The following is a 25628-nucleotide window of genomic DNA, read 5'->3' as shown; positions in this document are numbered from 1 at the left end:
GAAAACGTCAGGAATGTTACGACGATTAGGTAGGAGACCGTCTCAAACTGAAACCGGAAACCCGCATTGGGGTTGTCCGCGAGCTCTTTCAGAATGGTGGAAATAACGTATGTTACCCAGGCCGCCAGCGTCGTGAGAATTCCCAGGCGGCCAAGGATTATTTTGCGCCGGGACGGTCTCGGATGAACAATTGACAGCGGCTCGGAACGCCGCTCTGCTCCCCATTGACGGCGCCGGACCGCACCTTTTTGTTCGGTGGTCGCGCTTTCCGAATCCAAGCGCGGCAAGACAAGCTGATCTGGCATTAGTCCCCATAAGACTGCAAAGTCGGCATATTGGCGCGCGCCTACGGCAAAACCCGCACGCCGCACCGGAATGTTCCGGTGAGTGCCCTTATGATAATGCAAGGTCAGAGGCTTGCCGGACATCAGACACCCCGGAAATTTCACGAGCTGATGCCGGCTGCCGGCGCGTGCCCGGCTGCCCAACGAAAGACGCACAAGGGGGGCCCCGTGTCCGAACGATTCCCAGGCCGCAAACTATCTGTGGTCCGGCTGGGTGTACTCATCGGCGCCGTGGTGGCGGCCGCCGGCGGCGGCGTTGTCGCATGGGGCAACTTCCAGGACGTCCGGGCGGCCGAGGCCATCCCGTCCGTTTTCTCGGGATATGTCGATGTCACGGCCACGCCCCGGTACGCATTCGAGGACCCGGCGTCCAAGGAAGCCGAAAAGGTCGTGCTGTCCTTCGTGGTGGCTGATCCCAAGGAGCCGTGCTCACCTTCCTGGGGGGCGGCCTACTCCCTCTCCGACGCCGCGGCCTCACTGGACCTGGACCGGCGGGTGGCCCGGCTTCAGCAGCTCGGCGGCAGCGTGGCGGTGTCCTTCGGCGGGCTGGCCAACCAGGAGTTGGCCGTCACGTGCACCGATCCTGCCCAGCTCAAGTCGGCGTACCGGACCGTCGTCGACCGCTACCAGGTCAGCAGCATCGATCTGGACGTGGAAGGCGAGGCCCTGTCCGACCCCGCGGCCCTTCAGCGGCGCTCAGTGGCCATCGCCGCGCTCCAGCAGGAGCGCCAGCGCGAGGGCAAGTCCCTGAGCGTCTGGCTGACGCTGCCGGCGGATCCCAACGGCCTCACGGCGACCGGCAGCGACGCTGTCCAGAAGATGATCGCTGCGGGGGTCGACCTCACCGGCGTGAACGCCATGACCATGGACTACGGCGGGAGCATGCTGCCGGGCCGGTCGATGTACGAGAACGCGGTATCCGCCGCGGAAGCCACCCATCAGCAACTGACCGGCCTGTACCGGGCCGCCGGCACCGAACTCGGCAGCGGAACGGTGTGGCGCAAAGTCGGGTTGACGCCGATGATCGGCCAGAACGACGTCGCCGGCGAAATATTCACCCTCAAGGACGCCCAGGAACTCAGCGCCTACGCCAGTGCCCGCGGCATCGGCCGGCTTTCCATGTGGTCCCTGAACCGTGACCGCACCTGCAGCCAGAACTTCCCGGACGTCACGAAGGTTTCCGATGGCTGCAGCGGCGTGGACCAGGGAAGCTCGTCCTTCGCCACGATCCTCGGCGCGGGTGTCATGGCCAGCCCGTCGTCTGCGCCTGCCGCCGCGGCTGCGCCGACGCCGGTCCCGGCCGTCAGCGACAATCCCTCCACCAGCCCGTACCCGGTGTGGTCCGAGAACACCGCCTACACCGCCGGGGAGCGGATCGTATGGCATTCGAACGTCTACGAGGCCAAATGGTGGACCCGCGCCGACACCCCGGATGATCCCGTCCTCCAGGGCACCGCGACCCCCTGGCGCATTATCGGTCCGGTCCTGGCCGCTGACCGGCCTACCCCGCAGCTGACGGCGCCGGCCGGGACCGCCCCGGCGTGGCAGCCCGCCACGGTCTACCGCAAGGGCGCACGGGTGCTCTTCGAAGGTCGGGTCTTCGAAGCAAAATGGTGGACCCAGACCGACAGCCCCGAAGCTGCGCTGCAGGGATCGCCGGAGTCGCCGTGGTCAAAGCTGCGGGACGAGGAACTGATGAAGCTCATGGCCCCGGCGACGGCGACTGCCACCCCGCTTCCCAGCGCGACGGCGTCCGCGCCGGCGCCCTAAGGGCCCGCTTCACCGGGCCCGGGCCCTCCAGCCCGGGCCTTGTGGCCTGCACGGGCCCGCCTCAACGTGCCTGCCTCAGCGGGCCTGGGCCCGGGCGAGCTTGCGCGCCGTGCGTTCGTGCTGGACCCGCTGGGCGATGACAAGGCCGGCCGCGGCGACGCCGACGGTGATGGGATAGCCCATGAGCCGTTCCAGGGCACCGGGTTCCGGCACGTGCATGCCCGTCAGCCCGCCCGCAATGAGCGCCCCCAAGGACACCGCCCCGCAGCCCAGGATGAACCACCCGAGCGGCGTCTGCCGGAGCCAAAGCCAACCGAGAATCAGGAGCGCCAGGGCGCCGGCGGCGAAGTACATCAGGGCGCCGGCCAGGTGCCAGGCCGATCCCGTGTCCTCGGGCACCAGCCCCACGATGACCGTTCCTGCCCCGGCGGCGCCGGTCAGCAGCCGCGCGGCGGCCGCTGCCACCACCCCTGCGCCCCAGCGCACGCGGCCGTGCGCCTGCCCCGATACCCGGCCGCGCCCAACTGGCACTGCGGTCCGCGCGGCACAGCACAGGAGCGCCGAGCCGAGCAGCAACGCGCCGACCACCATGCCAAGGCCTTGGACCACAAATGACGCGTTCATCAGCAGGTGCGCCGGCGAGCAGACGTCCCGGCCGGAGAACTCTCCGCACGCCACGGCGCCGAGGTCGCTGATGTAGCCCGTGCGGCGGCTGTATGGCTCCGCTCCCGCCCAGGCACCGATCACAGCCGACTCGGCCACGAAATACTGCAGCACGCTCAGCTTCGCCAGGGCCCCGACGTAAAACCTGGTCGCGGCCACATCGGGGTAGTAGAGGGCTCCGGCGGAAAGCTCGGTGGTTCCTGCAGTCATGCCAAGAGCGTAGTACGCGCGCTCACCTTGTATGCTTATATCCGTGTCCGACCGGACCGGCCCCGGCCGCCCGCGGATACCCGCCCTCGTAGCTCAGTGGATAGAGCACGGCTCTCCTAAAGCCGGTGTCGTTGGTTCGATTCCAATCGAGGGCACTTGAACATTCCTGCCCCGGACGAAACCCCGGACACGGGTCCGGGCTTTGACCTCCGCGCCTACCTGCGCGGTTCCTGGTCCGTCGACCGCACCCTGCTGGACCGCAGCACCGGCACCAGCGGAACCTTCACCGGCGTCGTACGCTTCACTGCCGACGACGACGGCGGCCTGTGGTGGCGTGAAGAAGGCACCGTGCGCTGGGCACCCCCGGGCGGCGCGCCGTTCTCCGGCCCGGCGAGCCGGGAATATCTGTTGCGGCCGGCGGACACCCCCGATGTCCTGGACGTGTACTTCCCGGACGGCCGTCCCTTCCACCGCATGGGCTTCGCCGGGCAAACCAATCAGGACGAGCACTGGTGCGACCCTGACACGTACCGCGTGACGTACACCTTCCGCGGTCCGGACCAATGCGGCTACCGCTGGGACGTCACCGGGCCGGCCAAGGACCAGCTGCTGGAGTCGGTCCTGCGACGGCTGAAAGCAAAACCAGAAGCAAGACCAGGAACAGGCCCGGATCCGGAGACAAAGCCACGCGTGACCCCCGATGCGACGCCGGATGCCGCGCCGGATTCAGGGCGCGCCGGGTGAACCCGCGCATCGTCGTCTCCGCCGTCTGCGTTTTCGATCGCTCCGGACGCCTCCTGACCGTCCGCAAACGCGGCACGGACAAGTTCATGCACCCCGGCGGCAAACCCGAGGCCGGCGAAACAGCGGCCCAGGCTGCGGCGCGCGAGCTCCAGGAGGAAGTGGGGATCGTGCTGGCCCCGGACCGCCTGGACCTGCTGGGTTGCTGGCTGGCGGATGCCGCCAACGAGGCGGCCACCCAGATCGAGGCCACGGTCTTCACGGCGCCCGGGGTGTGGAGCGCCCGGCCGTCGGCGGAAATCGCCGAGATCCGTTGGCTGGACCTGTCCGCCGAGCTGCCCGGCGACCTCGCCCCGCTGCTGACGGACCATGTGCTGCCGGCCCTGTCCGCCAAGCCGTCCTGCTAGGACCTCCACCGGCCAGGACCTCCAACGCCGGCTTCCAAACGGCGGCTCAGTAGCCGGGCACGGATTCCTGTGCCACCGCGCTGGCCTCGGAGAACTGCGTCCGGTACAGCTCCGCATAGCGGCCCTCGGCGGCGAGAAGCTCCCGGTGGGTGCCGCGCTCCACGATCGAGCCGTCCTCCACCACCAGGATCGCGTCCGCCGCACGGATCGTCGAGAGACGGTGCGCGATCACGACGGCGGTACGGCCTTCCAGCGCGGCGCCCAGCGCCTCCTGGACGGCGGCCTCGTTGGTCGAATCCAGCGCGGCGGTGGCTTCGTCGAGGATGACCACCCGCGGCTGGGCGATCAGCAGGCGGGCGATCGTCAGGCGTTGCCGCTCGCCGCCGGAGAGCCGGTAGCCGCGCTCCCCCACCACAGTGTCCAGCCCATCGGGCAGGGACCGGATCATGTCTTCGAGCCGGGCGCGGCGCAGCGCATCCCACATCTGCTCTTCGGTGGCCTCCGGCCGGGCCAGGCGCAGGTTGGAGGCGATGCTCTCGTGGAACAGGTGACCGTCCTGCGTCACCATGCCGAGGGTCGCGCGCATCGAGTCGAACGTGAGGTCACGGACGTCCACGCCCGCGCCGGGCGTCGTGCCGCCGAAGCGGATGGCGCCGGAGTCGACGTCGTACAGGCGCGACAGGAGCTGCGCAATGGTGGACTTGCCCGCCCCGGAGGAGCCGACGAGGGCCACCGTCTGGCCCGGCTCCACCCGGAAGCTGATGCCGTGCAGCACTTCCTCGCCGCCGCGGGTGTCCAGGGTCAGCACGTCCTCCAGGGAGGCCAGCGAGACTTTGTCCGCCGAGGGGTAGGCGAAGCGGACGTTATCGAACTCCACCGAGAGCGGACCGGACGGGGAGGCCACCGCGTCCGGCTTCTGCTGGATGAGCGGCTTGAGGTCCAGGATCTCGAAGACGCGTTCGAAGCTGACCAGGGCGCTCATGATCTCGACCCGCGCGTTTGAAAGTGCCGTGAGCGGCGCGTACAGGCGGGTGAGCAGCAGTGCCAGCACGACGACGTCGCCCGCGTTCAACTGCCCGGCGAGCGCGAGCCAGCCGCCCAGGCCGTAGACCAGTGCCAGGGCCAAGGCCGAGACCAGTGTCAGCGCCGTGACGAAGGTGAACTGCAGCATGGCGGTGCGGACGCCGATGTCCCGGACGCGGCCGGCCCGGAGGGCGAACTCGCGGGATTCCTCGTCGGGGCGGCCGAAGAGCTTGACCAGCGTGGCGCCGGGCGCGGAGAAGCGCTCGGTCATCTGGGTGCCCATGGTGGCGTTGTGTTCGGCGGCTTCGCGCCGCAGATCGGCCAGCTTGGAGCCCATCCGGCGGGCCGGGATCAGGAAGATCGGCAGCAGGATCATCGCGAGCACGGTCACAAGCCACGATTTGTTCAGCATCACCGCGAGGGTCAGCGCCAGGGCCACGACGTTGCTGACCACGCCGGAGAGCGTGCCGGCGAAGGCTGACTGCGCGCCAATGACATCGTTGTTCAGCCGGCTGACGAGGGCCCCGGTCCGGGTCCGGGTGAAGAACGCGATCGGCATCTTTTGGACGTGGTCGAAGACCTTCGTGCGCAGGTCCACGATCACGCCTTCGCCGATCGTGGAGGACAGCCAGCGCGTCACCAAGCCGATTCCGGCCTCGGCGATCGCGACGACGGCGATCAGGACGGCGAGCCAGATCACGGTTCCGGCATCCGCGTGGGCGATGATCGCGTCGACCACCTGCCCGGCGAGGACCGGGGTGGCGACGGCCAGGAAGGCCATCACGATGGACAGCAGCACGAAGGCGATCAGTTTGCCGCGGTGGGGGCGGGCAAAACTGAAGACGCGCTTCAGGGTCTCCTTCGAGAACGGCTTGGACCCGCTGGAGGCGCGGGTGATGTTGTAGAGGGAGCTCCAGGCGACCCGGTCCATGCTCATTTGGTGTTGCCTTTCGGGGCATCGGCGTGCAGTTCGGTGACGACGCCGTTCTCGACGTTCCAGCGCACGTCCAGGCGGACGTTTTCCAGCAGCCGGCGGTCGTGGGTGACCAGCAGTAGCGCGCCGTCATAGCTGTCGAGGGCTTCCTCGAGCTGTTCGATGGCGGGCAGGTCAAGGTGGTTGGTGGGTTCGTCCAGAACGAGCAGGTTCACGCCGCGGGCCTGCAGCAGCGCCAGGGCTGCCCGGGTCCGTTCCCCCGGGGAGAGGGAGTCCACGGCCCGGTTGGTGTGATCGGCTTTGAGGCCGAATTTGGCCAACAGGGTGCGCACCTCGGCCGGGGTCTGCTCCGTCAGGACGGCCTCAACGGCGTCTGCAAGCAACAGTCCGCCGGCCAAGAGCCCGCGCGCCTGGTCGATCTCGCCGACGGCCACGGACGCGCCCATGGACGCGTCACCGGAGTCGGGCTGCTGGACGCCGAGCAGGAGCCGGAGCAGGGTGGATTTGCCGGCGCCGTTCGGACCCGTGATCCCGATCCGCTCCCCCGCATTCAGCTGCAGATTCACCGGGCCGAGAGTGAAGTCGCCCTGCACCGCGACGGCGTCGCGCAAGGTGGCCACGACGGCGCTGGAGCGGGGTGCCGCCCCGATGCTGAACTGCAGCTGCCATTCCTTGCGCGGCTCTTCCACTTCTTCGAGCCGGGCGATGCGGGACTCCATCTGCCGGACCTTCTGGCCCTGCTTCTCGGAGGACTCGGTGCTGGCCGCCCGGCGGATCTTGTCGTTGTCCGGGTTCTTCTTCATCGCGTTGCGGACGCCCTGGGAGCTCCACTCGCGCTGGGTGCGGGCCCGGGAGACGAGGTCCGCCTTGGTGTTCGCGTACTCCTCGAAGCGTTCCCGGGCGTGCCGGCGGGCAACGGCGCGTTCCTCCAGGTAGGCCTCGTAGCCGCCGTCGTATACCGCCACCGAGTTCTGGGCCAGATCCAGTTCCACGATCGTGGTGACGCAGCGCGCCAGGAACTCGCGGTCATGCGAGACCAGGACGGCGCCGCCGCGCAGGCCCTGCACGAAGGCCTCGAGCTTGGCCAGGCCGTTGAGGTCCAGGTCGTTGGTGGGTTCGTCCAGGAGCACGATGTCGAACCGGCTCAGCAGCAGGGCGGCGAGCGCCACGCGGGCCGCCTGGCCACCGGACAGGCCAGTCATTCCGGCGTCGGGGCCGACATCGAGGCCAAGGTCCGCCAGGACGGACGGGATGCGGTCCTCCAGGTCAGCGGCGCCGGAGGCCATCCAGCGGTCGAAGGCCAGGGAGTAGGCGTCGTCGGAGCCCGGAGCGCCGGAGCCCAGCGCCTCCGCGGTGGATTCCATCTCCAGGGTCGCCTGGGCACAGCCGGTGCGCCGGGCGATGTAGCCCGCGACCGTTTCGCCGGCAATCCGTTCGTGTTCCTGCGGCAGCCAGCCGACAAAGGCGTCGGCGGGGGCCAGGCTCACGGTGCCTTCCTGCGGACCGTCGACGCCGGCCAGCAGCCGCAGCAGGGTTGATTTGCCGGCACCATTGGCGCCGACGACGCCGACGACGTCGCCGGGTGCTACGGTCAGGGACAGCTTCGAGAAGAGTGTGCGGTGATCGTGTCCACCGGAAAGATCCTTGGCAACAAGGGTTGCAGTCATTACTTCATCCTCTCACTGCGGCCCAAAACGGGCCTCCCGTCTGGGAGAAACTGCGGGTCCGGACGGGACAGAAAACCGGCCGGGCATAGAAGAACCCGCCGGTCCGGACTTGGGGGGTGTACGGACCAGCGGGTTCGACCATTTAGCATAGTTGAATTAGGACCTCACGCAAAATCCCAGCCCGCACCGCCACACCGCCGCCACCCCCCGCCTCAATCGCCGCTGCCCCACCGCATGCCAGTAGACATACTGCCCGTCGACTCCGCAGGAAGCCCTAGATGCCACTACCCGCAAAGGCGTTCCAACTCTGGCTTCATCGGGTTGCCCCGTCCGCGAGCACAGCCGATCTCTGCCGGATCTCCGGGATCAAGCGCACCACCTTCGCCCAGCAGTTGGTCCGCGGGAAGGTGGCCGAAACCACCCTGGTCAGCATCAGCCGGGCCCTGGATTTGAGTCCGCTGGCGGAACTCGCATCCTTCGAGCATTATGCGGAGCTGGCCGCCCCGCCGCAGCCGCCGACCCCGGCCGAACTCGTCAGCCAGGTCGCCACTATGGACCTGTTGCGCGCCGTCATTTCGCGTTCTTCCCCGGCCTACGGCGGCTACGGTGACCAGGGCAGCTCAATGACCCCGGCTCTGAGCCCCGCACCGCACGCCACGTCGGTCCGGAACTGGGTGGATGCGGTTGACGATGGTGAATTGCGCCACCGGGTTTCGGCCGCCACCGGGGTGGCACCGCAAAATTACTCCGTGCAGCTCACGGCAAACCGGCTGTCCCCCGAGCTTGCGGTCGCGACGGCCCGCGCGGCGGGCGTAGGCTTCACGGGCGGGCTCGTCGCCACGGGCCTGATAACCGAGGCTGAGGCCGGCTGGACGGCCGGGGCGAAGCAAGCCGCGTTGGACGCTCTTTCCGACGGCGACCTTAGCGCCCTGGCCGGGGAACGTCTTCAGGCGCTCGGAAAATCGCTGCGGCGCCATGAGCAGGAGCAGGCACAAACACAAACGATTTGGGAGAACCTCGGATGATCGCGATCCTGCAGTGGACCACATTGGCGATGTGCTGCGTCGCCACGCTCGTCCGCGTGCCCAGTGTCCTGCGGGGTGAAAACCGGTCCCTGTTCTGGATCCTTGCGCTGATGACCCTGGCGATCCTGCTCAGCATCGATGCCCCGTATCTGGCCGTGGACCAAGCCCTGGGAGGCATGAACGTCGCCAACCTGCTGCTGCGCTTCGTCATTTTCGCCGTCATCTTCTTCCTTGGTCTCCGGATGGCCCGGGGCTTCAGCGCGTGTGACGCCCTGCGGCTCATCACCGGCCCCATCGGCATCGCAGTAGCCGCTGCCGCCTCGGCTGTGGTGGTGGTGGTCTTCCTCATGATGGATACCGCCGGCTCCTCGGCGGGTTTGGTCGCCGTGTTCGCCAAGGACGGCCGCAATGCCGCCCTGGTGGAGTATTACGGGGCCGCCGGGCGCCTGTACCCCGCGTTCATCACCGCGGCCCTGTTTCCGGCGATGCTGCGGACCCTGCGCAGCGGACTTCCGGCCCTTGTCCGGTCCAGCGCCGGGTTGCTGGCCGTGGGCACCGTGGCCATCTGCCTCAGCCTGCTCTCCCCGGTCATCCCTCCGCCCCTCGGGTTCATGCGGTTCGTCATCAACTACTCGGCGGTCCTGTGCCTGGTCCTGGGACTGTGCATGATCTGGCTGGCTAAGACGCTTGCGAAGCGTGCGCCGAAGAAGCATGCTGGCATGATCTGACCACTTTGGGGCTGAGCAGGCAAGCGATGTGGGAGAACCGGGAATGATTGCAACCCTCCAGTGGGGCACGCTGATCATCTGCACCGTGGTGCTCCTCCTCCGCGTTCCGGATGCGTTCCAGGGGCGGAACAGGACCGTCTTCTGGATCCTGGTGCTCGCGACCCTGTGCAGCCTGCTCTCGGTGCCCGGCCCCTATGAGGCGATCGATGGGGCGCTGGGGGGATGGAACCTCGCCCACCTGATCTTGCGCTTCCTCGTATTCGCCGCGGTCCTGCTGGTCGGTCTGCGCGTGGCGCGGGGCCTGGCAGACGAGCCCGGCTACCGCCTCATCGCTGGGCCGGCAGGGCGCTGGGCCCTGGCCCTCAGCGCCGTCGTCGTGGCGGTGACCTTCTTCTTCATGGACACCCGCGGGTCCTCGGCCGGCATGCTGGACATCGCGGACAACGGGGGACGCAATGCCGCCCTGGCGCCGTTCTACGCCGCGGCCGGCCGCACCTATCCTGCTTTCGTCTCCCTCGCCCTGCTGCCGGCATTGGTGGCCACCACCAGGAGCCAGCTGCCGCGGCTGGTGCGTGCCGCGGCCCTCCTGACATGCCTCGGCGCCCTCGCCACCGCCTGCAGCGTACCTGCCTCCTTCGCCCCGAAAGCGTGGACCCTCGCTCAGCAGACGGTCAACTATTTGGCCGTCCTGGGCTATGTCCTGGGCCTGGGACTGTTCTGGGCTTCCGGGCTCGCCGCCAAAGAATCTCATAACGCTCGCGCAACATTTCGCAAGAACCAAAAGTAGGCATTCACAAAATCATTAGACCGTGAGAGAATCATGAATGTGTGAATGCGGCAATCGCTTCGTGTACGGAAGTCAGCCGTGCGAAGCAGAGGCAGCCGTCCAAGCGCCATTGGGGGGATGAGTGGTAGCGGTCCGGTAGGACCGCTCCCACTCAGCCTGTTTAAGGGGTTTTCCGGTTGTTCCCGACAGTATTCGGATTCCCCGACACTGCCGGCCGGATTCCCCTGCGGGAAAGGCGGCGTCAGGCGGCCCTGCCTGTTAGCGCACAAACCTCAGCGTGACCAGCTGGAAGGGCCGCAACGTCAGCTCGGCGGAATTGCCGCCCGCCGTCACTCCCGGGGCATCGACGGGCCGTTCCAACAGATCCACGGCGTGCAGCCCGCGGACCGGGAAATTGGCCTTCACCGCGCCGGTGGACCGCTCCCCCAGTGCTTCGTAGAACCGGACAATCACATCCCCGGAACCGTCTTCAGCGAGTTTGACCGCTTCAATGACAAGGGCCTGATTGACCACCGTGACCAGCGGTTCCACCCCGTGCGCCCCGTGCACCATCCGCGGCGCCAGGTTGGTGCGGTAGCCCTCTTCGACGGCGTCGGCGATCGTGGCGCCCGGACGGACCGTGACGTGCAGCTCGTGCCTGCCCTGGTCCGCGCCGGGATCCGGAAACTTCGGTGCCCGCAGGAGCGAGAGCCGCACTGTGGTGGTGGTGCCGCCGTCGTCCTCCCGGACATTGCGGGTGACGTCGTGGCCATAGCTGGAAGCGTTGGAGATCGCCACCCCATAGCCCGGCTCGGCGACGTGGATCCAGCGGTGGGCGCAGATTTCGAATTTCGCGGCCTCCCAGGACGTGTTGACATGGGTCGGGCGGAACACGTGCCCGAACTGCGTCTCCGCCGCCGACCGGTCGGCCCTGACATCCAATGCAAAACCCAGCTTGAGCAGCTTTTCGCTCTCCTGCCAGTCCACGGCCGTAGTGATCGCGAGCGAGTCTGCACCCGGCGCTAGTGTAATCCGTTGGGTCACCGCGGAGGACCCGGCCATCCGCTCCACCACCACGACGGCGGCCGGGTTTTCGCCCCGGGGGTCGCGCTCCAGCGCCACCGAAAGCGCCTGTTCCAGACGGACGACGTTCCTGCGGTAGAAGGCGTCGATGTCCCACGCGTCCCATTCATTGGGCGTGTCCCGGTGCAGCTCCAGGAGGTTTCCCACCTCGCCGGGAGCAATCGCCTCGCGTCCGGTGGCCCGGTCCGTGAGGGAGACCAGCAGTCCGCGGGCATCCACCACGGCACGGATGATGCCATTGTCCAGGATGTAGCCGCCGCCGTCCTCAGTGACCTCTACCGGCTGCCCGGGCCGGACCGGTTCAGCAGCCGCCAGGGCAGGCACGCCCAGGCGCTCGTGCGGGGCGGCGTTGAGCAGGAATTTCCGGCTGCCGGTGCCGAGGGCCGCCGCCGCGGCGTTCGTGATGATCGCTTCCAGTCCCCGTTCGACGGCGGCGTAGTTCCGTTCGGCGTCCTGGTGGACCCAGGCGATGGAACTTCCCGGCAGGATGTCGTGAAACTGCTGCAGCAGGACCAGCCGCCAGAGGCGCTTGAGCTCCGCAGCCGGGTAGCGGTGCCCGGTCCGCACAGCCGCGGTGGCACTCCAGAGCTCGGCTTCCCGGAGGAGGTGCTCGCTGCGCCTGTTCCCCAGCTTGGTCCTGGCCTGGCTGGTGTAGGTGCCGCGGTGCAGTTCCAGGTACATCTCCCCCACCCAGACCGGAAGGGGCTCATACTCGGCCTGGGCCTGGCTGAAGAAGCTGGCCGCCGAGCCGACCCGCACCTTCGGGGATCCTTCCAGATCCGCCGTTCGCTGCGCTGCGGCCAGCATCTCGCGGGTTGGGCCCCCGCCGCCGTCGCCGTACCCGAACGGAACCAGCGACGTGCCTCCGCGTCCGTGGTCCCGGTAGTTCCGTTCTGCGTGCGCCAGGTCCCGGGCACTGAGGTCGGAGTTGTAGCTGTCCACCGGTGGGAAATGGGTGAACACCCGGGTGCCGTCGATTCCCTCCCAGTTGAAGGTGTGGTGAGGCATCCTGTTGACCTGGTTCCAGGAGATCTTCTGGGTCAGGAACCAGCGGCTGCCTGCGGCCTTGATGATCTGCGGCAGGGCGGCGGAATACCCGAAGGTGTCCGGCAGCCACGCCTCCTGGCAATCGACCCCGAATTCGGCCAGGAAAAAGCTTTTACCCTCGAGGAACTGCCGTGCCATGGCCTCGCCGCCGGGCATGTTGGAGTCGGATTCGACCCACATCCCGCCGACGGGAACGAACTGGCCGGCGCGGACCTTGTCCCGGATGCGCCCGAAGAGCTCCGGATAGTACTCCTTCATCCACGCGAGCTGCTGGGCGGAGGAGCACGAAAAGATGAAATCGGGATTCTCGTCCATCAGGGCCACGACGTTGGAGAACGTCCGGGCGCACTTGCGGATGGTTTCCCGGACCGGCCACAACCAGGCCGAATCGATGTGGGCGTGGCCCGTGGCCACGAGCTGGTGCGCCGAGGCATAGGCCGGCCGGGACAGGGCTCCGGCCAAGGCGGCCCGTCCGGCCTCCGCGGTCCCGGCAACGTCGTCGGGGTCCATGATGTCCAGCATGCGTTCGAGCGACCGCAGGATGTCGTGGCGGCGGGGCAGGTCCATGGGCAGTTCGTGCATCAGCCCGCTGAGCGTGAGGATGTCCTGCTGCAGTTCCCAGACGGTCTGGTTGCGTTCGGCGATGGCGATCCTGCCGAGGCGGTACTTCGGCTCGCTGCCCGACGTCGCCTTGTCGCCGTAGGGGGTGGCGGCGAAAGTCCAGTTCTGGGACAAGTCGGGATTGGCCGCGGCTTCGACGTAGAAGTCAACGGCCATGCCACTGCCCAGGAGCTTGAGCGGGATGTACTGGTTCCGCGGCGAGATCGCCTTGATGATGGTCCCGTCGGACCGCCAGGCAATGCCTTCGCACTGGAATCCCGGGAGGTCGCCGCTGAAGCCGAGGTCCACGAGGACTTCCACGGAGGTTCCGGCCGCGGTTCCCCAGGCGTCCGGCACCTCACCCCGGAGCCGGAGCCACTTGGTGCTCCAGGGCCGGCCCCAGGCCACGCCGTGTTCCTGGGGCGTGAACTCCTGCCGCAGGGCCTCGAGCACCGGCACGGGTTCGTCCGGCGCGTCCCAGTTGCTTAGCGTCAGCGGCACGCTGCGCGGGTAGACTGCCGGGCCGATCCGGTCACGCAGAAAGCGGTCCAGCCGGACTTCCGTAAGACGGCGGTCGTCGTGCAATGTGATCCTCTTCAGCGCTGGGGGGTCCGATCGACTCCAATCGATGGATAAAACTTACGCCGCGGAGAACCCGTTGGCCAACTGTTGCCCCTAGCCGGCCGCGGGCGCCGGAACGGCTACGCGTTGCTGGCCCGCGTACACGTTCAGGCTGGTCCCGCGGCTGAACCCGGCCAGTGTCATCCCGCTGGCCTCGGCGAGCTCGACGGCCAGGCTGGAGGGGGCACTGACAGCGGCGAGGACCGGGATGCCGGCGAGGGCAGCCTTTTGGACGAGCTCGAACGATGCACGGCCGGACACCTGCAGTACGGTGCCCCGGAGCGGGAGCAGGCCTTCGCGGAGCGCCCAGCCCACCACCTTGTCCACCGCGTTGTGCCGGCCCACGTCTTCGCGCAGGCACAGCAATTCGGCCGAGCCGTCGTCGGAGATCCTGAAGAGCCCGGCGGCGTGCACGCCGCCGGTGACTTCGAAGACCTCCTGGGCGGACCGCAGGGCGTCCGGGAGGGCCGCGAGCGTTTCGACGGGGACGGTCAGCGGATCGTGTGCCGGGCTGTAGTGCGAGGACTTCCGTACGGCATCGATCGAGTCAGTGCCGCAGATGCCGCAGGAACTGGAGGTGAAGACGTTGCGTCCGGTATCGGGTCGTACGACGTCGGGCCTGAGCTGCGCCTCCACCACGTTGAACGTCTGCATGCCGTCGGCGTCTTCGCCGGCGCAGAACCTGAGCGAGACCAGCTGTTCGGGAGCCCAGATGATCCCCTCCGAGACGAGGAAGCCTGCGACGAGGTCGAAGTCATTGCCCGGCGTTCGCATGGTGACGGAGAATGACATGTTGCCGAGCCGGATTTCCAGCGGTTCCTCGACGGCAAGGACGTCCTCTCGGTGCCGGACCGGGAATTCGAGGGCATGCGGGGACCCGTCCAGGACGATCTTGTGCACCTTGCGGCGCTGTGTCACACGGCCCATCCGGTGCTCCTAAGCAACATAGTGTGCCGCTGTTTGAAGCTAGCGGCTGTTTGAATCTTTGGCTGGTTCCATCATTGTAAGTGCCTGATCCTGGCGGCGTGCCTTGTCTCCGCGCCGGCGCAGCGGGCCAGGACTCAGCCCAAAAGGGCACTCCAGTCCACCGGCCCGTCACTGGCCGAGGTTTTCCTGGCGGTCCGCTTCGCCGCCGGCTTCTGTTCGGCGGCCGCTGCCGACGCGTCAGGCAACGGCGCACCCCACGGGAGGGCGAAGGCGGGGACCAGTTCCCCCAGCTGCACGCCATGGGGCGGGACCACCAGCACACCGTCGGCGGCGGCCAGCCCCCGCATCATTCCCGGGCCGGTGTGCTGCGCCGGCGATGCCATGCCATAGAGCAGCCGGAAGGGCATGAGCCGGGTCCGGCCCGGGTCGGCGTCAATTGTCGAGCCGCAGGGCACCTCGCTGAGCGGGGGGATCGCGCTGTGCCCGAGTGCCGCCAGGAGTGGGGCACCGATCGTGGACAGCGCCATCATGGCCGCTAGCGGGTTTCCTGGCAGGCCGAGGATGTAACGGCCGTCCGGCAGCTCGGCCAGCACGGCGGGGTGGCCCGGGCGCATGGCGATTCCGTCGATCAGCAGGCGGCCGCCGAGCTCGGCGACCGAGCGCCTGAGGTGGTCTGTCCCGGAGCGCCCCGTGCCGCCGGTGGTGACCACGACGTCGGCAGGCAGGTTTTCACCGGCAGGATCGGTGTCCTCGAGGGCGGCGAGCCACTCGGCGTAGGTGTCGCCGACTTTCACTTCTTCGGTACAGATCCCGCCGAGCATTCCTACCACGGCGGCCAGTTGGGGTCCGAAGGTGTCGCGGACCTGCCCGGGTGCCGGTATCCCGCTCGTCACGACCTCGGAGCCAGTAAAAACGAGGCGGACCACGGCCTTGCCGAGCACGGGAAGGGTGTCACTTCCGGCCAGCGCGGCGAGGGCCAGATGGGCCGGGTTCAGGACCGTGCCGCGCTGGATCAGTACGTCCCCGGCGGCGGCTTCCTCCCCGGCCTTCCTGATGTGGTCGCCGTTGCGCGGGTCTCCCGGCTTCGCGGTGCCGCCCAGCTTCAGGACGGGCAGGCCGTCCTCGTCGACGTCGATGATGCCGCTTTCGCTGCGCAACACGGCCTTGGCCCCGGGCGGGATGAGGCCGCCGGTGGCAATCGGGCTGGCCTGATGTGGTGCCAGACGCTGGCCGGGTTCGGCCAGGATCCAGGGGCCGCTGCCGTTGACGGCCCAGCCGTCCATGGCAGAGGAAGCGTAATGGGGCATGTCCTGCCGGGCAACGACGTCCGCCGCGAGCGTCCGGCCGAGCGCCTGCCGCAGCGGAACAGGGGCGGCCGGGATGGGAACGGCGCACTCGAACGCGAGTTGCCGGGCCTCCTGCCACGTGTGGGCCAGGTGCCTGTGCGGCTCCGCGGCGTCCTGGTCCGCGGCGCCCTGGTCCCCTGCCTCCTCGTCCGCTGCATCCTGGTCCGCAGTGTCTTCGCCCGCTGCATCCTGGCGCGCCGCGATGTGAGGGCCACCAGGGCCGTCTACGGGAGCCTCTCCACCGCCAGTTCCGACGCCATTTCCGCCGGTATCGTTGACGCCATCTTCACCGCCATCTCTGACGCCATCTCCACCTGCGGCGGTGGTGGGGCCGTTGCCGTCCGGGGCCGCAGCCGTCATGCCCCGGAAGTTTCGGCGGCTGCGTAGTCCTTGGCGAGCCGGCGGGCCACGGCCATCGCGGACTCCATGGACACGGAGTCCGTGGCCTGCCCGGAGCCTGAGGCCAGGCCGGCCGCAAAGCCGGCAATGAATGTGGTCAGCGGTGCCGCCGGGCGCACCACGGAATGGGCGGCCACGCCGGCCAGGGCGAGGACCTCATTCACGTCAATCTCAACGTCGTCCAGCTCCAGGGCCTGGAGCAGGGCACGGCACCAGTCTTCCAGTGTTTCGTCCTGGCTTTTCACCGTTTGCCTCCATGGTCGAGTTCAGCTGTGCAGAGCCGGGCCGGAGCCCGGACCGCCGTCGGGAATCCTGCCGGATACCCCCAGTGCGGACGCGTCATCCCAGGTGTCGACGTCATCCGTGGAACCCGGGGGAACGCGAACTTCCCGCACGTCCAGCCTAGCAAGAAGGGCGAACACCGACGCGTTTTCCAGCCGGTCCCGGGACGCGGCGTCCGCGACAGAACGATGTAGCACGGCCGTGCCATAAAAGCCCGCGAGCGGCTGTTTCCGGCCGTCGGCCGAGACGGCCATGACGCCGTCGGCCGCGTCCCTTTCCGGCGTGCCTGCACCGGACGCGGCCAGCGCCTCGGCCAGGGCATGGACCGCGCCGGCCGACCGGGGCATGTCACACGCCAGGACGAGGGTATAGGGCGCGGCTACTGCGTGCCGGCTCGCGTGATCGGCGGCCAGGGCGGCCAGCCCCGCCGCGATGGCTGCGGCCGGACCCGCGAAGGGCGGCTCTTCCCGGCAGGTCAGGACGCCGCCGGGCAGGCCCCCGGGGTCGGGGCCCACGACGACGGTGCGCCCCGCCGCGCCGGCGGCCCGCAGTGACCGCTCCAGGAGGGTGGCGCCGTCGTAGACCAGCCCGGATTTGGGCACGCCGCCGAGGCGTGAGGACCGCCCCCCGGCGAGAATGATGGCATCGAACTCCATCGTTTCAGCCTAGCGCGGCGCCAGCGGCCACCGAACAAGCCGTCACGTGCGCCGGCAGCGTCTTCACCGGCTGATCAATCAGCAAGGGGGCAGATCAGGCAGCCGATTCAGGCAGCAGGAACGGATCCCAGGCCGGCGTCGGCTTCTCGAGTTCCTTGATCTGCCAGATGGCACCCTTTGGCGGGCCCGGAACAAAACCGATCTTCCAGCCCATCTCCGCCGGCGTATGGTCGCTCTTGGCGTTGTTGCACCGCAGGCACGCCGCCACCAGATTCTCCCAGGAGTCGGCCCCGCCCCGCGATTTGGGCTGGATGTGGTCGATGGTGTGGGCAGCCTTGCCGCAGTACGCGCAGCGGTGGGCATCCCGGCGCAGCACGCCGCGGCGGCTCACCGCAGTCATCGTGTTGTACCTGGGCCGGATGTAGCGGTTCAGCAGGATCACGGACGGGCGGCCCAAAATGTCCTGGGGGCCGACCACGGGGTCGTCCCCTTCGGCCACCACGCTGGCCTTTCCGGTCAGGACAAGGACGAGCGCCCGGCGGAAGGTGATGACCGCCAGCGGTTCATATCCAGCATTCAGAACGAGAGTGCGCATCCGCATACCTCTTCACGGCCGCACCCGCCAGCGGCACGAGGGCCGGCTGCCCTCTGCATGGTCGGGCTATGGATCGACAACACAAGAGTAAACACTCAAGTGCCGGATCACCGAATATTTTTTCACCGGTGCGGTCCCGGGCGCGGAAAGTTCACTGCACGGCAACGCAAAAGACCCCCGCCTGCAGGCGGGGGTCTTTCGGAATGCTGGGGTTCGTGCTTAGGCGCCGACGCGGATGAAGACCGGGCCGGAGCCGACGTTGACGCTGTACAGCGCGGTGGTGCCGCCGTTCCAGCCGCCGTGCACTGCCATGCCGTTGCCGACGTAGACCGCGATGTGAGCCATGCCCACGCCGCCGTTCTGGTAGTAAGCGAGGTCGCCCGGGCGTGCCTCGGCGGCGCTCACGGTGCGGCCCAGGGACAGGTAACCTGCCGGCCAGCCGTGGTAGTGGATGCCTGCCGCGGCCAGGGCGTTGGTGGCGAGGGCGGTGCAGTCCTGCGCCACGCCGATCTGTGCGTAGGCAGCGGCGGCGATGGTCGCGCCTGCGCCGCTTCCGATGCCAGCGGGGGCCTGGGCAGCGACGCCGCCGCTGACGCCAAGCTCGGTGCCGCCGGCGCGGGTGGCCGTGGCGTCCTGGACCTTGACAACGGGCTTGGGAGCCTCGACAACGGGAGCCGGCGTGGTGGTCACGGCGGGCTTCTCGTAGGAGATCGCGATGGTGGAAGCGGCCGAGATGGTGGCCGGAGCTGCGGACTGGACTTCCAGGGCCGAAGCGGAGGTGGATTCGCGCTGAACATTGGTTTCAGCAGCGTTGGCTGCGATTCCGCTGGTCAGGACCAGACCGGAAGCTGCGGCGATGACCGCAGCCTGACGGCCCACGCCGCCGGCGTTGTCGCCGACAGCCTTAGCAATAACAGCCAGCGAGTTGGTCTTGGTGACCTCGGCGCGGTGCCGTGCAACGTTTGCACGAGTAGTCATTAAGTTCTCTCTTTCGTGATCCTTGGACCGCGCGCTTTCGGGCGCGGACTGAGGACGCTCCGGCATCTTGGGGGTACGCCGGATCGCCCCGAAATGGGTTACTTAGCGAAGGGTGTACTGCGAAGACGCGCCAAAAGCGGAAACTGCATGCTGTCCGGGCTCGCTAGAGATTGAGCCTGCGGAACGTGATCCAATCCGGGCGCCGGCAAGGGCGGCACGTGATGTGGATTCCAGCGGGCTCGACAGAGCCTCGCCGGTGCGCATGCGCGCAGAATTGTGGCGTGAAGACACGAAAGTAGCCTCTCCCAATGCCTACGAGGTGAGCTGTCGGATTCGGATGGGAGTCACCCGGCCGCGCTGCTTCCTGGGAAGCTTTGCGACTTAACCCCAAGGCCTTCTTTCGAAGGCCAAAATTGGTTCCCCCGCCCCTGCCAGACGATGTAATGCGAACGGACCTTGAGCGGTGGCAGAGCTAGGCAATCCACTCAAGAGCGCCAACTTCGGAAAAGTTGGCGTGCTTCAAACCCTACAGCAGTCCGGATCCAATGTCACATTCAGATCACGGCGTGTCACAGGAAGTTGAGAGCAGCCCATCGTCTTTTTAGAGCCAGCCGAGCGGGTCAACGACATCGCCGTTGACCATCACTTCAAAGTGGAGGTGGCAGCCCGTGGAGGCGCCGGTGGTTCCGCTCATGGCGACGACGTCACCGCGGGAAACCTTCTGGCCGACCTTGACCGAGGCCGAGGACAGGTGGTTGTACGTGGTCTCCAGGCCGTTGCCGTGATCGATGACCACGCGGTTCCCCCCGCCGAAGGGATGCCAGCCGTTGAAGGTCACGGTGCCGCTGGCGGCCGCGTGGACCGCCGTGCCGCACTGGGCGGCGAAATCCTGGCCGCGGTGGAACTCCCCCGCGCCCCCGGTAATGGGGCTGACACGGTAGCCGAAGGGCGAGGCCGTGACCAGCTGGTCGAGCGGCGCACCCAGGGTGCCGGCCGATGCCGCGCGGGTGATGGTGCCCACAGACTGGGCGCTCAGCAGCTGCTTGAGTTTCCCGTCCGGATCGCCCTTCGTGGTGACGGCCGTGCGGTTGAAGTCGACTTTGGCGGCGGCGGCAGCGGTGACATCCGGCTGCACGGCAGCGGAGAGCGCGCCGGACTCGCCCGGATTCGAAGCCATCACCGGGCTCGTGACGGGGACCGTCACGGTCAGAACCAGACCAGTTGCGGCCAGGGCGATCCCGGCCTTCTGCCCGACCCCGCTGGCCGCGGCAAAGTCCGTGACCTGGCGGAACGGACTGCGACGGCGACGGCGTTCATCCCGGTGCACGTCCCGCGGGCGTTCGGCCGTGTATGCGACGACGGGACGCGGCTCCGGTGCGGGACCGGTCGCGCGGCGACGGCCCCTGGAGGTCTGGGTGGTCAAGAACGGTTCCTCTCTGGATGGCCTGCGAAGTTAGCTGTCGGATTCGGGTCAGAGAGATCAAAGACCCGGTCCGCCGTTGCAAGCAGCCACGCACAGATGCATCCCAGGGGATCCTTCGGTGGAAGCTGCTTGCCGCTGACGGACTTCACCCCAAGGCTGCCGAAGTAGCAGCCGAAAGTGGTTCCCCCGCCCCTGCCAGGAGGTAGTTCTGCGACTGATCCGCTGGCAGGGCTCGGCTTCGGATCAGGTAACGCTTTGGTATCGGTACTGGGCACTAACTATAGGCGATTAAGCCGCCCGGTAATAAATCCGTAACCGCAATTGTGGACAACTCATGGGTCGTCCCATGACCGGCGCGTAGTGGCTGGTCAGGCGACTGTTACAAAGACGTGCGCGGCAACCTCGGGCGGCAGTTCCAGGGCACCTTCGATATCGGGGACGCGGACCGAGATGTACTCCCCCACCCGCTCCAGCGAGACAAGCGCGCCAGGCCTGATTCCGCCCTCGTCGAGCTGGGCCAGAAGCTCCGGCTCCACCTGGATCGGCTCCGCGAGCCGGTTGACCGTAACCCGGGAAGTTACCCCGTAGCCGGCCATGGCCTCCAGCAGGTTCACAGGCCTGTCCACGGGGGCGCCATTGGGAACGCCGCCAAGATCCGCAAGCCCCGGAATAGGGTTTCCGTAGGGCGAGACTGTCGGGTGGTTGAGCATCTCGAAGATTCTTCGCTCGACGCGTTCGCTCATGACATGTTCCCAGCGGCACGCTTCCTCGTGGACGTAGGCCCAGTCGAGCCCGATCACGTCCGCGAGGAGGCGTTCGGCCAGACGGTGCTTGCGCATGACACCGATTGCACGTTTCCGTCCGGTTTCCGTCAGTTCAAGGTGCCGGTCGCCGGAAACAACCACCAGCCCGTCGCGCTCCATCCGGCCGATCGTCTGGGACACAGTGGGGCCGGAGTGGCGGAGCCGTTCGGCGATGCGGGCGCGGAGGGCAACGATGTTTTCTTCTTCAAGTTCCAGAATGGTCCGAAGATACATCTCCGTGGTATCGATCAGATCCGTCATTCAGCTCAGCTCCTCGAGCGCAGTCCTAGCGTCATTCCCACCGTACCGCGTGCGGGCTGCATGCAGGATGCGCCCAGGCGGGAACCGCCGTACGTTCGCATGCCAGCCTAGCCTATTTTGAATTACTCCGGATAATCTTTCGGTCGACCTGGAGCTATTGTCCCAGCCCCAGCCGGCCGGCCGTCCCCGGCGTCTCAATGACCGGACTATGACAGGCCTTTTTCCGTATCGCCGGGAGCTGTCAGGCAAAATAAAACAGGCAGAATGAAACAGGCAGAATGAAAAGGGGGGTCCGTGGTAGCCATCCCTGCCCGCCACCTCCCAGCCACGCTACGAACCAGCCGAAAATTGGAGCCACTGTGAGCGACACCAGCATCACGATCCCCGCCAACCTCCTGCCCAAGGACGGACGGTTCGGCGCCGGCCCGTCCAAAGTCCGGCCGGAACAGATGGACGCCCTGGCCGCGGCATCGTCGAAGCTGCTGGGGACCTCGCACCGCCAGGCACCCGTGAAGAACCTGGTCGGCTCGGTGCGCAGCGGCCTCAGCGAATTCTTCCGGGCACCGGAAGGCTATGAAGTCGTGCTGGGCGTCGGCGGATCTACCGCGTTCTGGGACATTGCCAGCTTCGGGCTCGTGGAGAACAAAGCGCAGCACCTGTCCTTCGGCGAGTTCGGCTCGAAGTTCGCCTCCGCCACCAACAAGGCGCCGTTCCTTGCCGAGTCCTCCATCATCAAGGCCGAACCCGGCACCCGCCCCACCGCCCGGGCGGAGGCCGGCGTCGACGTCTATGCGTGGCCGCAGAACGAGACCTCAACCGGCGTAGCCGCCCCCGTCCAGCGGGTGGCCGGCGCCGACGAGGGGTCGCTGGTGCTCGTGGACGCGACCTCGGCCGCGGGCGGGCTGGACGTGGACGTGGCAGAGTCGGACGTGTACTACTTCGCGCCGCAGAAGAACTTCGCATCCGACGGCGGCCTGTGGCTGGGCCTGTTCTCCCCGGCCGCGCTGGAACGGGCGGCACGGATCAAGGCCGGCAACCGCTGGATTCCCGACTTCCTTGACCTCCAGACGGCGATCGACAATTCCCGGCTGAACCAGACCTACAACACCCCCGCACTGGCCACCCTGGTGACCCTGGACGCCCAGGTGCAGTGGCTCAACGCCAACGGCGGCCTGGACTTCGCCGCCGGCCGGACCGCGGATTCTGCCGGCCGCATCTACCGCTGGGCCGAAGCGTCCGAATACGCCACGCCGTTCGTGGCCAAGGCCGAGGACCGCTCGAACGTGATCGCCACGATCGACTTCGATGACTCGATCGACGCCGCGGCCATCGCCAAGGTGCTCCGCGCCAACGGCGTCGTCGACACCGAGCCGTACCGCAAGCTGGGCCGCAACCAGCTGCGCATCGCCACCTTCGTGGCGATCGAGCCCGACGATGTCTCGGCACTGCTCGAGTGCATCGATTTCGTCGTGGCGGAACTGAAGAAGTAGCCCTGCGTCCGGCGTCGTCACGGCCCCTGAGAACCTAAGCCGTGACGGCGCCGTCGTCGTTTCAGGTCCGTCCGCCCTGCTGAGCCTCCGGCAGCGCGTCCCTGCCGGCACCGGCCGCCCCGGTCCGGCTTTCGACGCGGAAGTACCGCAGCCCGTGGGCGCGGCGGTTGAAGTGGAGCCTCAGGTGCTTCGCGCGGATGATCCACACCAGCCCGATCAGGGCCGCCAGCAGGCCGGCGCCCGCCGCGACCGCCATGGACCAGCGGGGGCCGGCGGTGTTTGCCACCCAGCCGACGAGCGGCGCACCAAGGGGAGTTCCGCCCATGAAGATCGCCATGTAGAGGGCCATCACCCGGCCCCGCATTACGGGCTCTGTCGTGGTCTGGACGTACCCGTTTGCGCTCGTCATCATGGTGATCGCGAACAGCCCCACGGGCACAAGCGCGACTCCGTACCAGAAGTAGTTCGGGGCCATCGCTGCGATGCCCGAGGTCACGCCGAAGGCGGCGGCCGCCCCGAAGATGACCCGCAGCCGTGGCTTGCCGCGCCCGGCGGACAGCAGGGCCCCGGCGACGGATCCGATGGCCATGATCGAATTCATCAGGCCGAAGGCCCCCGCGTCCAGGCCGAATTCGGTCCCCACCATGGCCGCGATGAACAGGGCGAAATTCAGCCCCAGGGTTCCCACGATGAAGACCGCCACCAGCACCACGACCAAATCCGGACGGTACCTCACATAGCGCAGCCCCTCCCGGATCCTGCCCTTGCCCGCCGGTGCCCGCGGCAGCCGGCGCAGCGACGACGACGGGATTTTCGCCAGGCTCAGCAACAGGGGCACAAAGGTGAGCGTATTAATGAGGAAGACCCAGCCGGGCCCGACGACGGCCGTGAGCACGCCGGCGACGGCCGGACCGATCATCCGGGCAACATTGAAAGACGCGCTGTTCAGGGCCACGGCGTTGGGCAGGTAGTCGTCCTGGACGAGTTCCGAGACGAAGGTCTGCCGGACGGGGGCGTCCAGGGCGGAGACCACCCCGAGCATCAGGGCGAAGGCGTAGACGTGCCAGAGCTGCGCCGCGCCCGTGACCACCAGGATGCCCAGCCCCGCGCTCAGCAGCGCCATGGCGGACTGCGTCAGCACCAGGAGCCGCTTGCGGTTGAACCGGTCGGCGACCAGTCCGGCCACCGGTGCCAGGAAGAGTTGCGGGCCCAGCTGCAGGGCCATCGTGATTCCCACCGCCCCGGCATCGTGCGCCGTCAGGTGGGCGAACACCAGCCAGTCCTGGGCGGTGCGCTGCATCCAGGTGCCAACGTTGGAAATGAGGGCGCCGACGAACCAGATCCGGTAGTTCAGGATGTGCAGGGATTTGAACGTGGACATCAGCCCCAGCCCTCCCCAGACACGCTCCCGGACGCTTCCAACCGCTAGTCGGCCTCGCCCGTTGAGCGTTCGCGCTCGTCGTCGTCGGTGTCAGCGCCGTCGGCGTCAGTGTCGGCGTCGGTGTCAGCGGCGTCGTCGGCGTCGGCGTCATCCTGCTGGTCGGCATCGGACGCCTGTGACGGCGCTTCGGAACCGGACGGCGCCTCGGCAGCCTCGTCAGCCTGCGCGTCTTCCGGGCGGACCCGTTCGGCCCACGGAACCCAGGCCGGTGCCAGGATGGAGTCCTCGGAGGGCAGGAGCCCAAGTTCGTCCACCGTGACCACCTTTGAGCGCGAGTTGCGTGTCAGCACGGCGTACCACTGCCAGCCCAGGTATCCGGGGAGCCTGGATTCGAACAGGTGGGTCACCAGGCGGTCGCCCTCGCTCCGGGCACCGATGTGCTCGCCGATCTGCTCCGCGGGGGCAATGCCCTCCACCGCGGTGCGGGCGACGTCGACGGCGGCGGCCAGGAAGGCGTCAGGCTTGCCGGTGCGCCAGACGGGCACGCCGGCGCGCGGGCGGATTCCCTGCTTGGAGCCGGTTGCTTTGGCCCCGGTGGGCGCTGCGGTTCCGGCGTCCGGCGCCGGCAACTGATCAGGTTCCTGAGTCATCAAAAGCCTTATACGTCCAGCTCGTCGGCAACCTTACGGAGGGCCGCTGCGATCGCCTTGCCCTTGTTGCCTTCCGGGTACTTGCCCGCGGACAGGGTCCCGGACAGGTTATCCAGCACGCTGACGAGGTCCTGGACCAGCGGGGCAAGGTCCCTGGCGCTGGGCCGCTTTGCCTTGGCGATGGACGGCGTCTTGTCCAGCACGCGCAGGCCCAGGGCCTGGGCACCCTTGCGTCCGTCGGCTACACCAAATTCAACACGCGTGCCGGCCTTGAGCTCCGTGATGCCTTCGGGCAGCGCGGACTTGGGCAGGAAGACTTCCTGGCCGTCCTCGCCCGCGAGGAATCCGAAGCCTTTTTCCTTGTCATACCACTTGACCTTGCCGGTAGGCACGTAATCAACCTTCTTCGTTCTGCGGGGACACGGCCGGCGGTCACCGCATCCGCATGGATACGCGGGTTCAGGGTATGACTGCCCGGACCGTGTTGGTCTGTATCTCCAAGGTTATCCTGCCTGGTTCACTTTAACGGCTTGAGGCGCGGGCGATGCCGGACTGTTAGCGTTGCCCCCATGACACTGACGCGTTACCGGCGGCCTTTGATGATCGTAGCGGCCACCCTTGCTGTGCTGTCCCTCGTTGCCGTCGGCGCTGTCATGGCGATGGCCTTCAACAATGCCGTGGCGCCCGCCTGGATTACCTCGACGGCCCTCTACGGCCTCCCGGTGGCATTCCTGCTCATGCTGGCCCTCGTTGTCGACGCGGTGGCAGCCCGGCGCCGCCCGCGCGGGCCCGGCGAAAGGTAACGTTG

The 25628-nt window shown here is 67.8% G+C and carries 23 protein-coding genes, 1 tRNA gene and 2 riboswitches; of the genes, 9 read left to right on the top strand and 15 right to left on the bottom strand.

Annotated elements, in window-relative coordinates; genetic code table 11:
- Positions 1-512 precede the first annotated feature (512 nt).
- The gene (locus tag AC1DKN_RS17770; protein ID WP_476858034.1) at positions 513-2114 is read left to right on the top strand and encodes a chitinase; all 1602 of its coding nucleotides are present in this window, start codon (positions 513-515) and stop codon (positions 2112-2114) included.
- Between the two features lie 75 nt (positions 2115-2189).
- Here the strand turns inward: AC1DKN_RS17770 and AC1DKN_RS17765 are convergent, their stop codons facing one another.
- On the bottom strand, positions 2190-2987 hold the full coding sequence (locus AC1DKN_RS17765; protein ID WP_476872056.1) for a DUF998 domain-containing protein: 798 nt from the start codon (positions 2985-2987) through the stop codon (positions 2190-2192).
- 82 nt (positions 2988-3069) lie between these two features.
- Here AC1DKN_RS17765 and AC1DKN_RS17760 point away from each other — a divergent pair.
- The 3 genes from AC1DKN_RS17760 (at position 3070) to AC1DKN_RS17750 (ending at position 4135) form a co-directional block, all read left to right on the top strand.
- Positions 3070-3142 (top strand) — tRNA-Arg (locus AC1DKN_RS17760).
- A 1-nt stretch (position 3143) separates the two neighbouring features.
- A complete protein-coding gene (locus tag AC1DKN_RS17755; RefSeq protein WP_476872055.1) occupies positions 3144-3731 on the top strand; it encodes a DUF6314 family protein in 588 nt (195 codons plus the stop codon).
- Positions 3728-4135, top strand: a complete 408-nt coding sequence (locus tag AC1DKN_RS17750; protein ID WP_223914278.1) for an NUDIX hydrolase — start codon at positions 3728-3730, stop codon at positions 4133-4135. The genes AC1DKN_RS17755 and AC1DKN_RS17750 overlap by 4 nt, the downstream gene beginning before the upstream one ends.
- Before the next feature lie 46 nt (positions 4136-4181).
- Here AC1DKN_RS17750 and AC1DKN_RS17745 read toward each other — a convergent pair whose 3' ends face one another.
- Together AC1DKN_RS17745 and AC1DKN_RS17740 are read right to left on the bottom strand one after the other, a co-directional pair.
- Positions 4182-6095: an ABC transporter ATP-binding protein gene (locus AC1DKN_RS17745; RefSeq protein WP_476872054.1), complete on the bottom strand. Its 1914-nt coding sequence runs from the start codon at positions 6093-6095 to the stop codon at positions 4182-4184.
- On the bottom strand, positions 6092-7759 hold the full coding sequence (locus AC1DKN_RS17740) for an ABC-F family ATP-binding cassette domain-containing protein (RefSeq protein WP_223914280.1): 1668 nt from the start codon (positions 7757-7759) through the stop codon (positions 6092-6094). Before AC1DKN_RS17740 ends, AC1DKN_RS17745 begins: the two co-directional genes overlap by 4 nt.
- A gap of 278 nt (positions 7760-8037) precedes the next feature.
- On the opposite strand from AC1DKN_RS17740, the gene AC1DKN_RS17735 reads away from it, so the two are divergent.
- Genes AC1DKN_RS17735 through AC1DKN_RS17725 form a run of 3 tightly spaced genes read left to right on the top strand, consistent with a single transcriptional unit; the run spans position 8038 to position 10299 of the window.
- Positions 8038-8784: a hypothetical protein gene (locus AC1DKN_RS17735; RefSeq protein ID WP_476872053.1), complete on the top strand. Its 747-nt coding sequence runs from the start codon at positions 8038-8040 to the stop codon at positions 8782-8784.
- Complete coding sequence (locus AC1DKN_RS17730) at positions 8781-9512, top strand: hypothetical protein (RefSeq protein WP_476858029.1); 732 nt, start codon at positions 8781-8783, stop codon at positions 9510-9512. The genes AC1DKN_RS17735 and AC1DKN_RS17730 overlap by 4 nt, the downstream gene beginning before the upstream one ends.
- Positions 9513-9555: 43 nt before the next feature.
- Positions 9556-10299 carry a hypothetical protein gene (locus AC1DKN_RS17725; RefSeq protein WP_476858028.1) on the top strand — a complete coding sequence of 248 codons (744 nt, stop codon included), beginning with the start codon at positions 9556-9558 and terminating at the stop codon, positions 10297-10299.
- 258 nt (positions 10300-10557) lie between these two features.
- Here the strand turns inward: AC1DKN_RS17725 and AC1DKN_RS17720 are convergent, their stop codons facing one another.
- The 9 genes from AC1DKN_RS17720 to AC1DKN_RS17680 all read right to left on the bottom strand — a co-directional run bounded on the left by AC1DKN_RS17720 (position 10558) and on the right by AC1DKN_RS17680 (position 21299).
- Positions 10558-13593, bottom strand: coding sequence for an alpha-mannosidase (locus tag AC1DKN_RS17720; protein ID WP_476872052.1), 3036 nt, complete (start codon positions 13591-13593; stop codon positions 10558-10560).
- A gap of 90 nt (positions 13594-13683) precedes the next feature.
- Positions 13684-14556 carry a formate dehydrogenase accessory sulfurtransferase FdhD gene (fdhD, locus tag AC1DKN_RS17715; protein ID WP_476872051.1) on the bottom strand — a complete coding sequence of 291 codons (873 nt, stop codon included), beginning with the start codon at positions 14554-14556 and terminating at the stop codon, positions 13684-13686.
- Positions 14557-14690: 134 nt separating this feature from the next.
- Entirely contained in the window at positions 14691-16262 is a 1572-nt protein-coding gene (locus AC1DKN_RS17710) for a molybdopterin molybdotransferase MoeA (RefSeq protein ID WP_476872050.1), read from the bottom strand.
- Positions 16259-16546 (bottom strand): DUF6457 domain-containing protein, encoded by a 288-nt coding sequence (locus AC1DKN_RS17705; protein ID WP_079555354.1) that lies wholly within the window; start codon positions 16544-16546, stop codon positions 16259-16261. Before AC1DKN_RS17705 ends, AC1DKN_RS17710 begins: the two co-directional genes overlap by 4 nt.
- A gap of 21 nt (positions 16547-16567) precedes the next feature.
- Positions 16568-17239 (bottom strand): molybdenum cofactor guanylyltransferase, encoded by a 672-nt coding sequence (gene mobA / locus AC1DKN_RS17700; protein ID WP_230009569.1) that lies wholly within the window; start codon positions 17237-17239, stop codon positions 16568-16570.
- A 94-nt stretch (positions 17240-17333) separates the two neighbouring features.
- Entirely contained in the window at positions 17334-17834 is a 501-nt protein-coding gene (locus tag AC1DKN_RS17695) for an HNH endonuclease (protein WP_026266867.1), read from the bottom strand.
- Between the two features lie 219 nt (positions 17835-18053).
- Entirely contained in the window at positions 18054-18812 is a 759-nt protein-coding gene (locus AC1DKN_RS17690; RefSeq protein WP_230009730.1) for an NlpC/P60 family protein, read from the bottom strand.
- A 295-nt stretch (positions 18813-19107) separates the two neighbouring features.
- Positions 19108-19277, bottom strand: a riboswitch (cyclic di-AMP (ydaO/yuaA leader).
- Between the two features lie 136 nt (positions 19278-19413).
- Positions 19414-20235 (bottom strand): M23 family metallopeptidase, encoded by an 822-nt coding sequence (locus AC1DKN_RS17685; protein ID WP_476872049.1) that lies wholly within the window; start codon positions 20233-20235, stop codon positions 19414-19416.
- A gap of 4 nt (positions 20236-20239) precedes the next feature.
- Positions 20240-20453, bottom strand: a riboswitch (cyclic di-AMP (ydaO/yuaA leader).
- Between the two features lie 150 nt (positions 20454-20603).
- Positions 20604-21299 carry an iron-dependent transcriptional repressor DtxR gene (locus AC1DKN_RS17680; protein ID WP_079555358.1) on the bottom strand — a complete coding sequence of 232 codons (696 nt, stop codon included), beginning with the start codon at positions 21297-21299 and terminating at the stop codon, positions 20604-20606.
- Between the two features lie 359 nt (positions 21300-21658).
- Here AC1DKN_RS17680 and serC point away from each other — a divergent pair, with 359 nt between their 5' ends.
- Positions 21659-22789: a phosphoserine transaminase gene (serC, locus tag AC1DKN_RS17675; protein WP_476872048.1), complete on the top strand. Its 1131-nt coding sequence runs from the start codon at positions 21659-21661 to the stop codon at positions 22787-22789.
- Between the two features lie 61 nt (positions 22790-22850).
- On the opposite strand, the gene AC1DKN_RS17670 is transcribed toward serC, so the two are convergent.
- Genes AC1DKN_RS17670 through AC1DKN_RS17660 form a run of 3 tightly spaced genes read right to left on the bottom strand, consistent with a single transcriptional unit; the run spans position 22851 to position 25212 of the window.
- Complete coding sequence (locus AC1DKN_RS17670; protein WP_476872047.1) at positions 22851-24170, bottom strand: MFS transporter; 1320 nt, start codon at positions 24168-24170, stop codon at positions 22851-22853.
- 44 nt (positions 24171-24214) lie between these two features.
- Entirely contained in the window at positions 24215-24820 is a 606-nt protein-coding gene (locus AC1DKN_RS17665; protein WP_476872046.1) for a DUF3027 domain-containing protein, read from the bottom strand.
- Positions 24821-24828: 8 nt separating this feature from the next.
- Positions 24829-25212 carry a cold-shock protein gene (locus tag AC1DKN_RS17660; protein WP_018776003.1) on the bottom strand — a complete coding sequence of 128 codons (384 nt, stop codon included), beginning with the start codon at positions 25210-25212 and terminating at the stop codon, positions 24829-24831.
- A 177-nt stretch (positions 25213-25389) separates the two neighbouring features.
- Between AC1DKN_RS17660 and AC1DKN_RS17655 the strand changes: the two genes are divergently transcribed.
- Complete coding sequence (locus AC1DKN_RS17655; protein WP_079555362.1) at positions 25390-25623, top strand: hypothetical protein; 234 nt, start codon at positions 25390-25392, stop codon at positions 25621-25623.
- Positions 25624-25628: the final 5 nt, after the last annotated feature.

Source organism: Arthrobacter sp. 01N444, assembly GCF_056399305.1.
Note: the sequence above shows the minus strand (reverse complement) of the source record. Positions and strands in the feature narration are given on the sequence as shown.

Coding starts and splice junctions, on each gene's coding strand:
- AC1DKN_RS17670 (WP_476872047.1), bottom strand. CDS start 24,170: ATGTCCACGTTCAAATCCCTGCACATCCTGAACTACCGGATCTGGTTC.
- fdhD (WP_476872051.1), bottom strand. CDS start 14,556: ATGGGCCGTGTGACACAGCGCCGCAAGGTGCACAAGATCGTCCTGGAC.
- AC1DKN_RS17710 (WP_476872050.1), bottom strand. CDS start 16,262: ATGACGGCTGCGGCCCCGGACGGCAACGGCCCCACCACCGCCGCAGGT.
- mobA (WP_230009569.1), bottom strand. CDS start 17,239: ATGGAGTTCGATGCCATCATTCTCGCCGGGGGGCGGTCCTCACGCCTC.
- AC1DKN_RS17695 (WP_026266867.1), bottom strand. CDS start 17,834: ATGCGCACTCTCGTTCTGAATGCTGGATATGAACCGCTGGCGGTCATC.
- AC1DKN_RS17655 (WP_079555362.1), top strand. CDS start 25,390: ATGACACTGACGCGTTACCGGCGGCCTTTGATGATCGTAGCGGCCACC.
- AC1DKN_RS17680 (WP_079555358.1), bottom strand. CDS start 21,299: ATGACGGATCTGATCGATACCACGGAGATGTATCTTCGGACCATTCTG.
- AC1DKN_RS17690 (WP_230009730.1), bottom strand. CDS start 18,812: ATGACTACTCGTGCAAACGTTGCACGGCACCGCGCCGAGGTCACCAAG.
- AC1DKN_RS17765 (WP_476872056.1), bottom strand. CDS start 2,987: ATGACTGCAGGAACCACCGAGCTTTCCGCCGGAGCCCTCTACTACCCC.
- AC1DKN_RS17745 (WP_476872054.1), bottom strand. CDS start 6,095: ATGAGCATGGACCGGGTCGCCTGGAGCTCCCTCTACAACATCACCCGC.
- AC1DKN_RS17665 (WP_476872046.1), bottom strand. CDS start 24,820: ATGACTCAGGAACCTGATCAGTTGCCGGCGCCGGACGCCGGAACCGCA.
- AC1DKN_RS17725 (WP_476858028.1), top strand. CDS start 9,556: ATGATTGCAACCCTCCAGTGGGGCACGCTGATCATCTGCACCGTGGTG.
- AC1DKN_RS17735 (WP_476872053.1), top strand. CDS start 8,038: ATGCCACTACCCGCAAAGGCGTTCCAACTCTGGCTTCATCGGGTTGCC.
- AC1DKN_RS17730 (WP_476858029.1), top strand. CDS start 8,781: ATGATCGCGATCCTGCAGTGGACCACATTGGCGATGTGCTGCGTCGCC.
- AC1DKN_RS17740 (WP_223914280.1), bottom strand. CDS start 7,759: ATGACTGCAACCCTTGTTGCCAAGGATCTTTCCGGTGGACACGATCAC.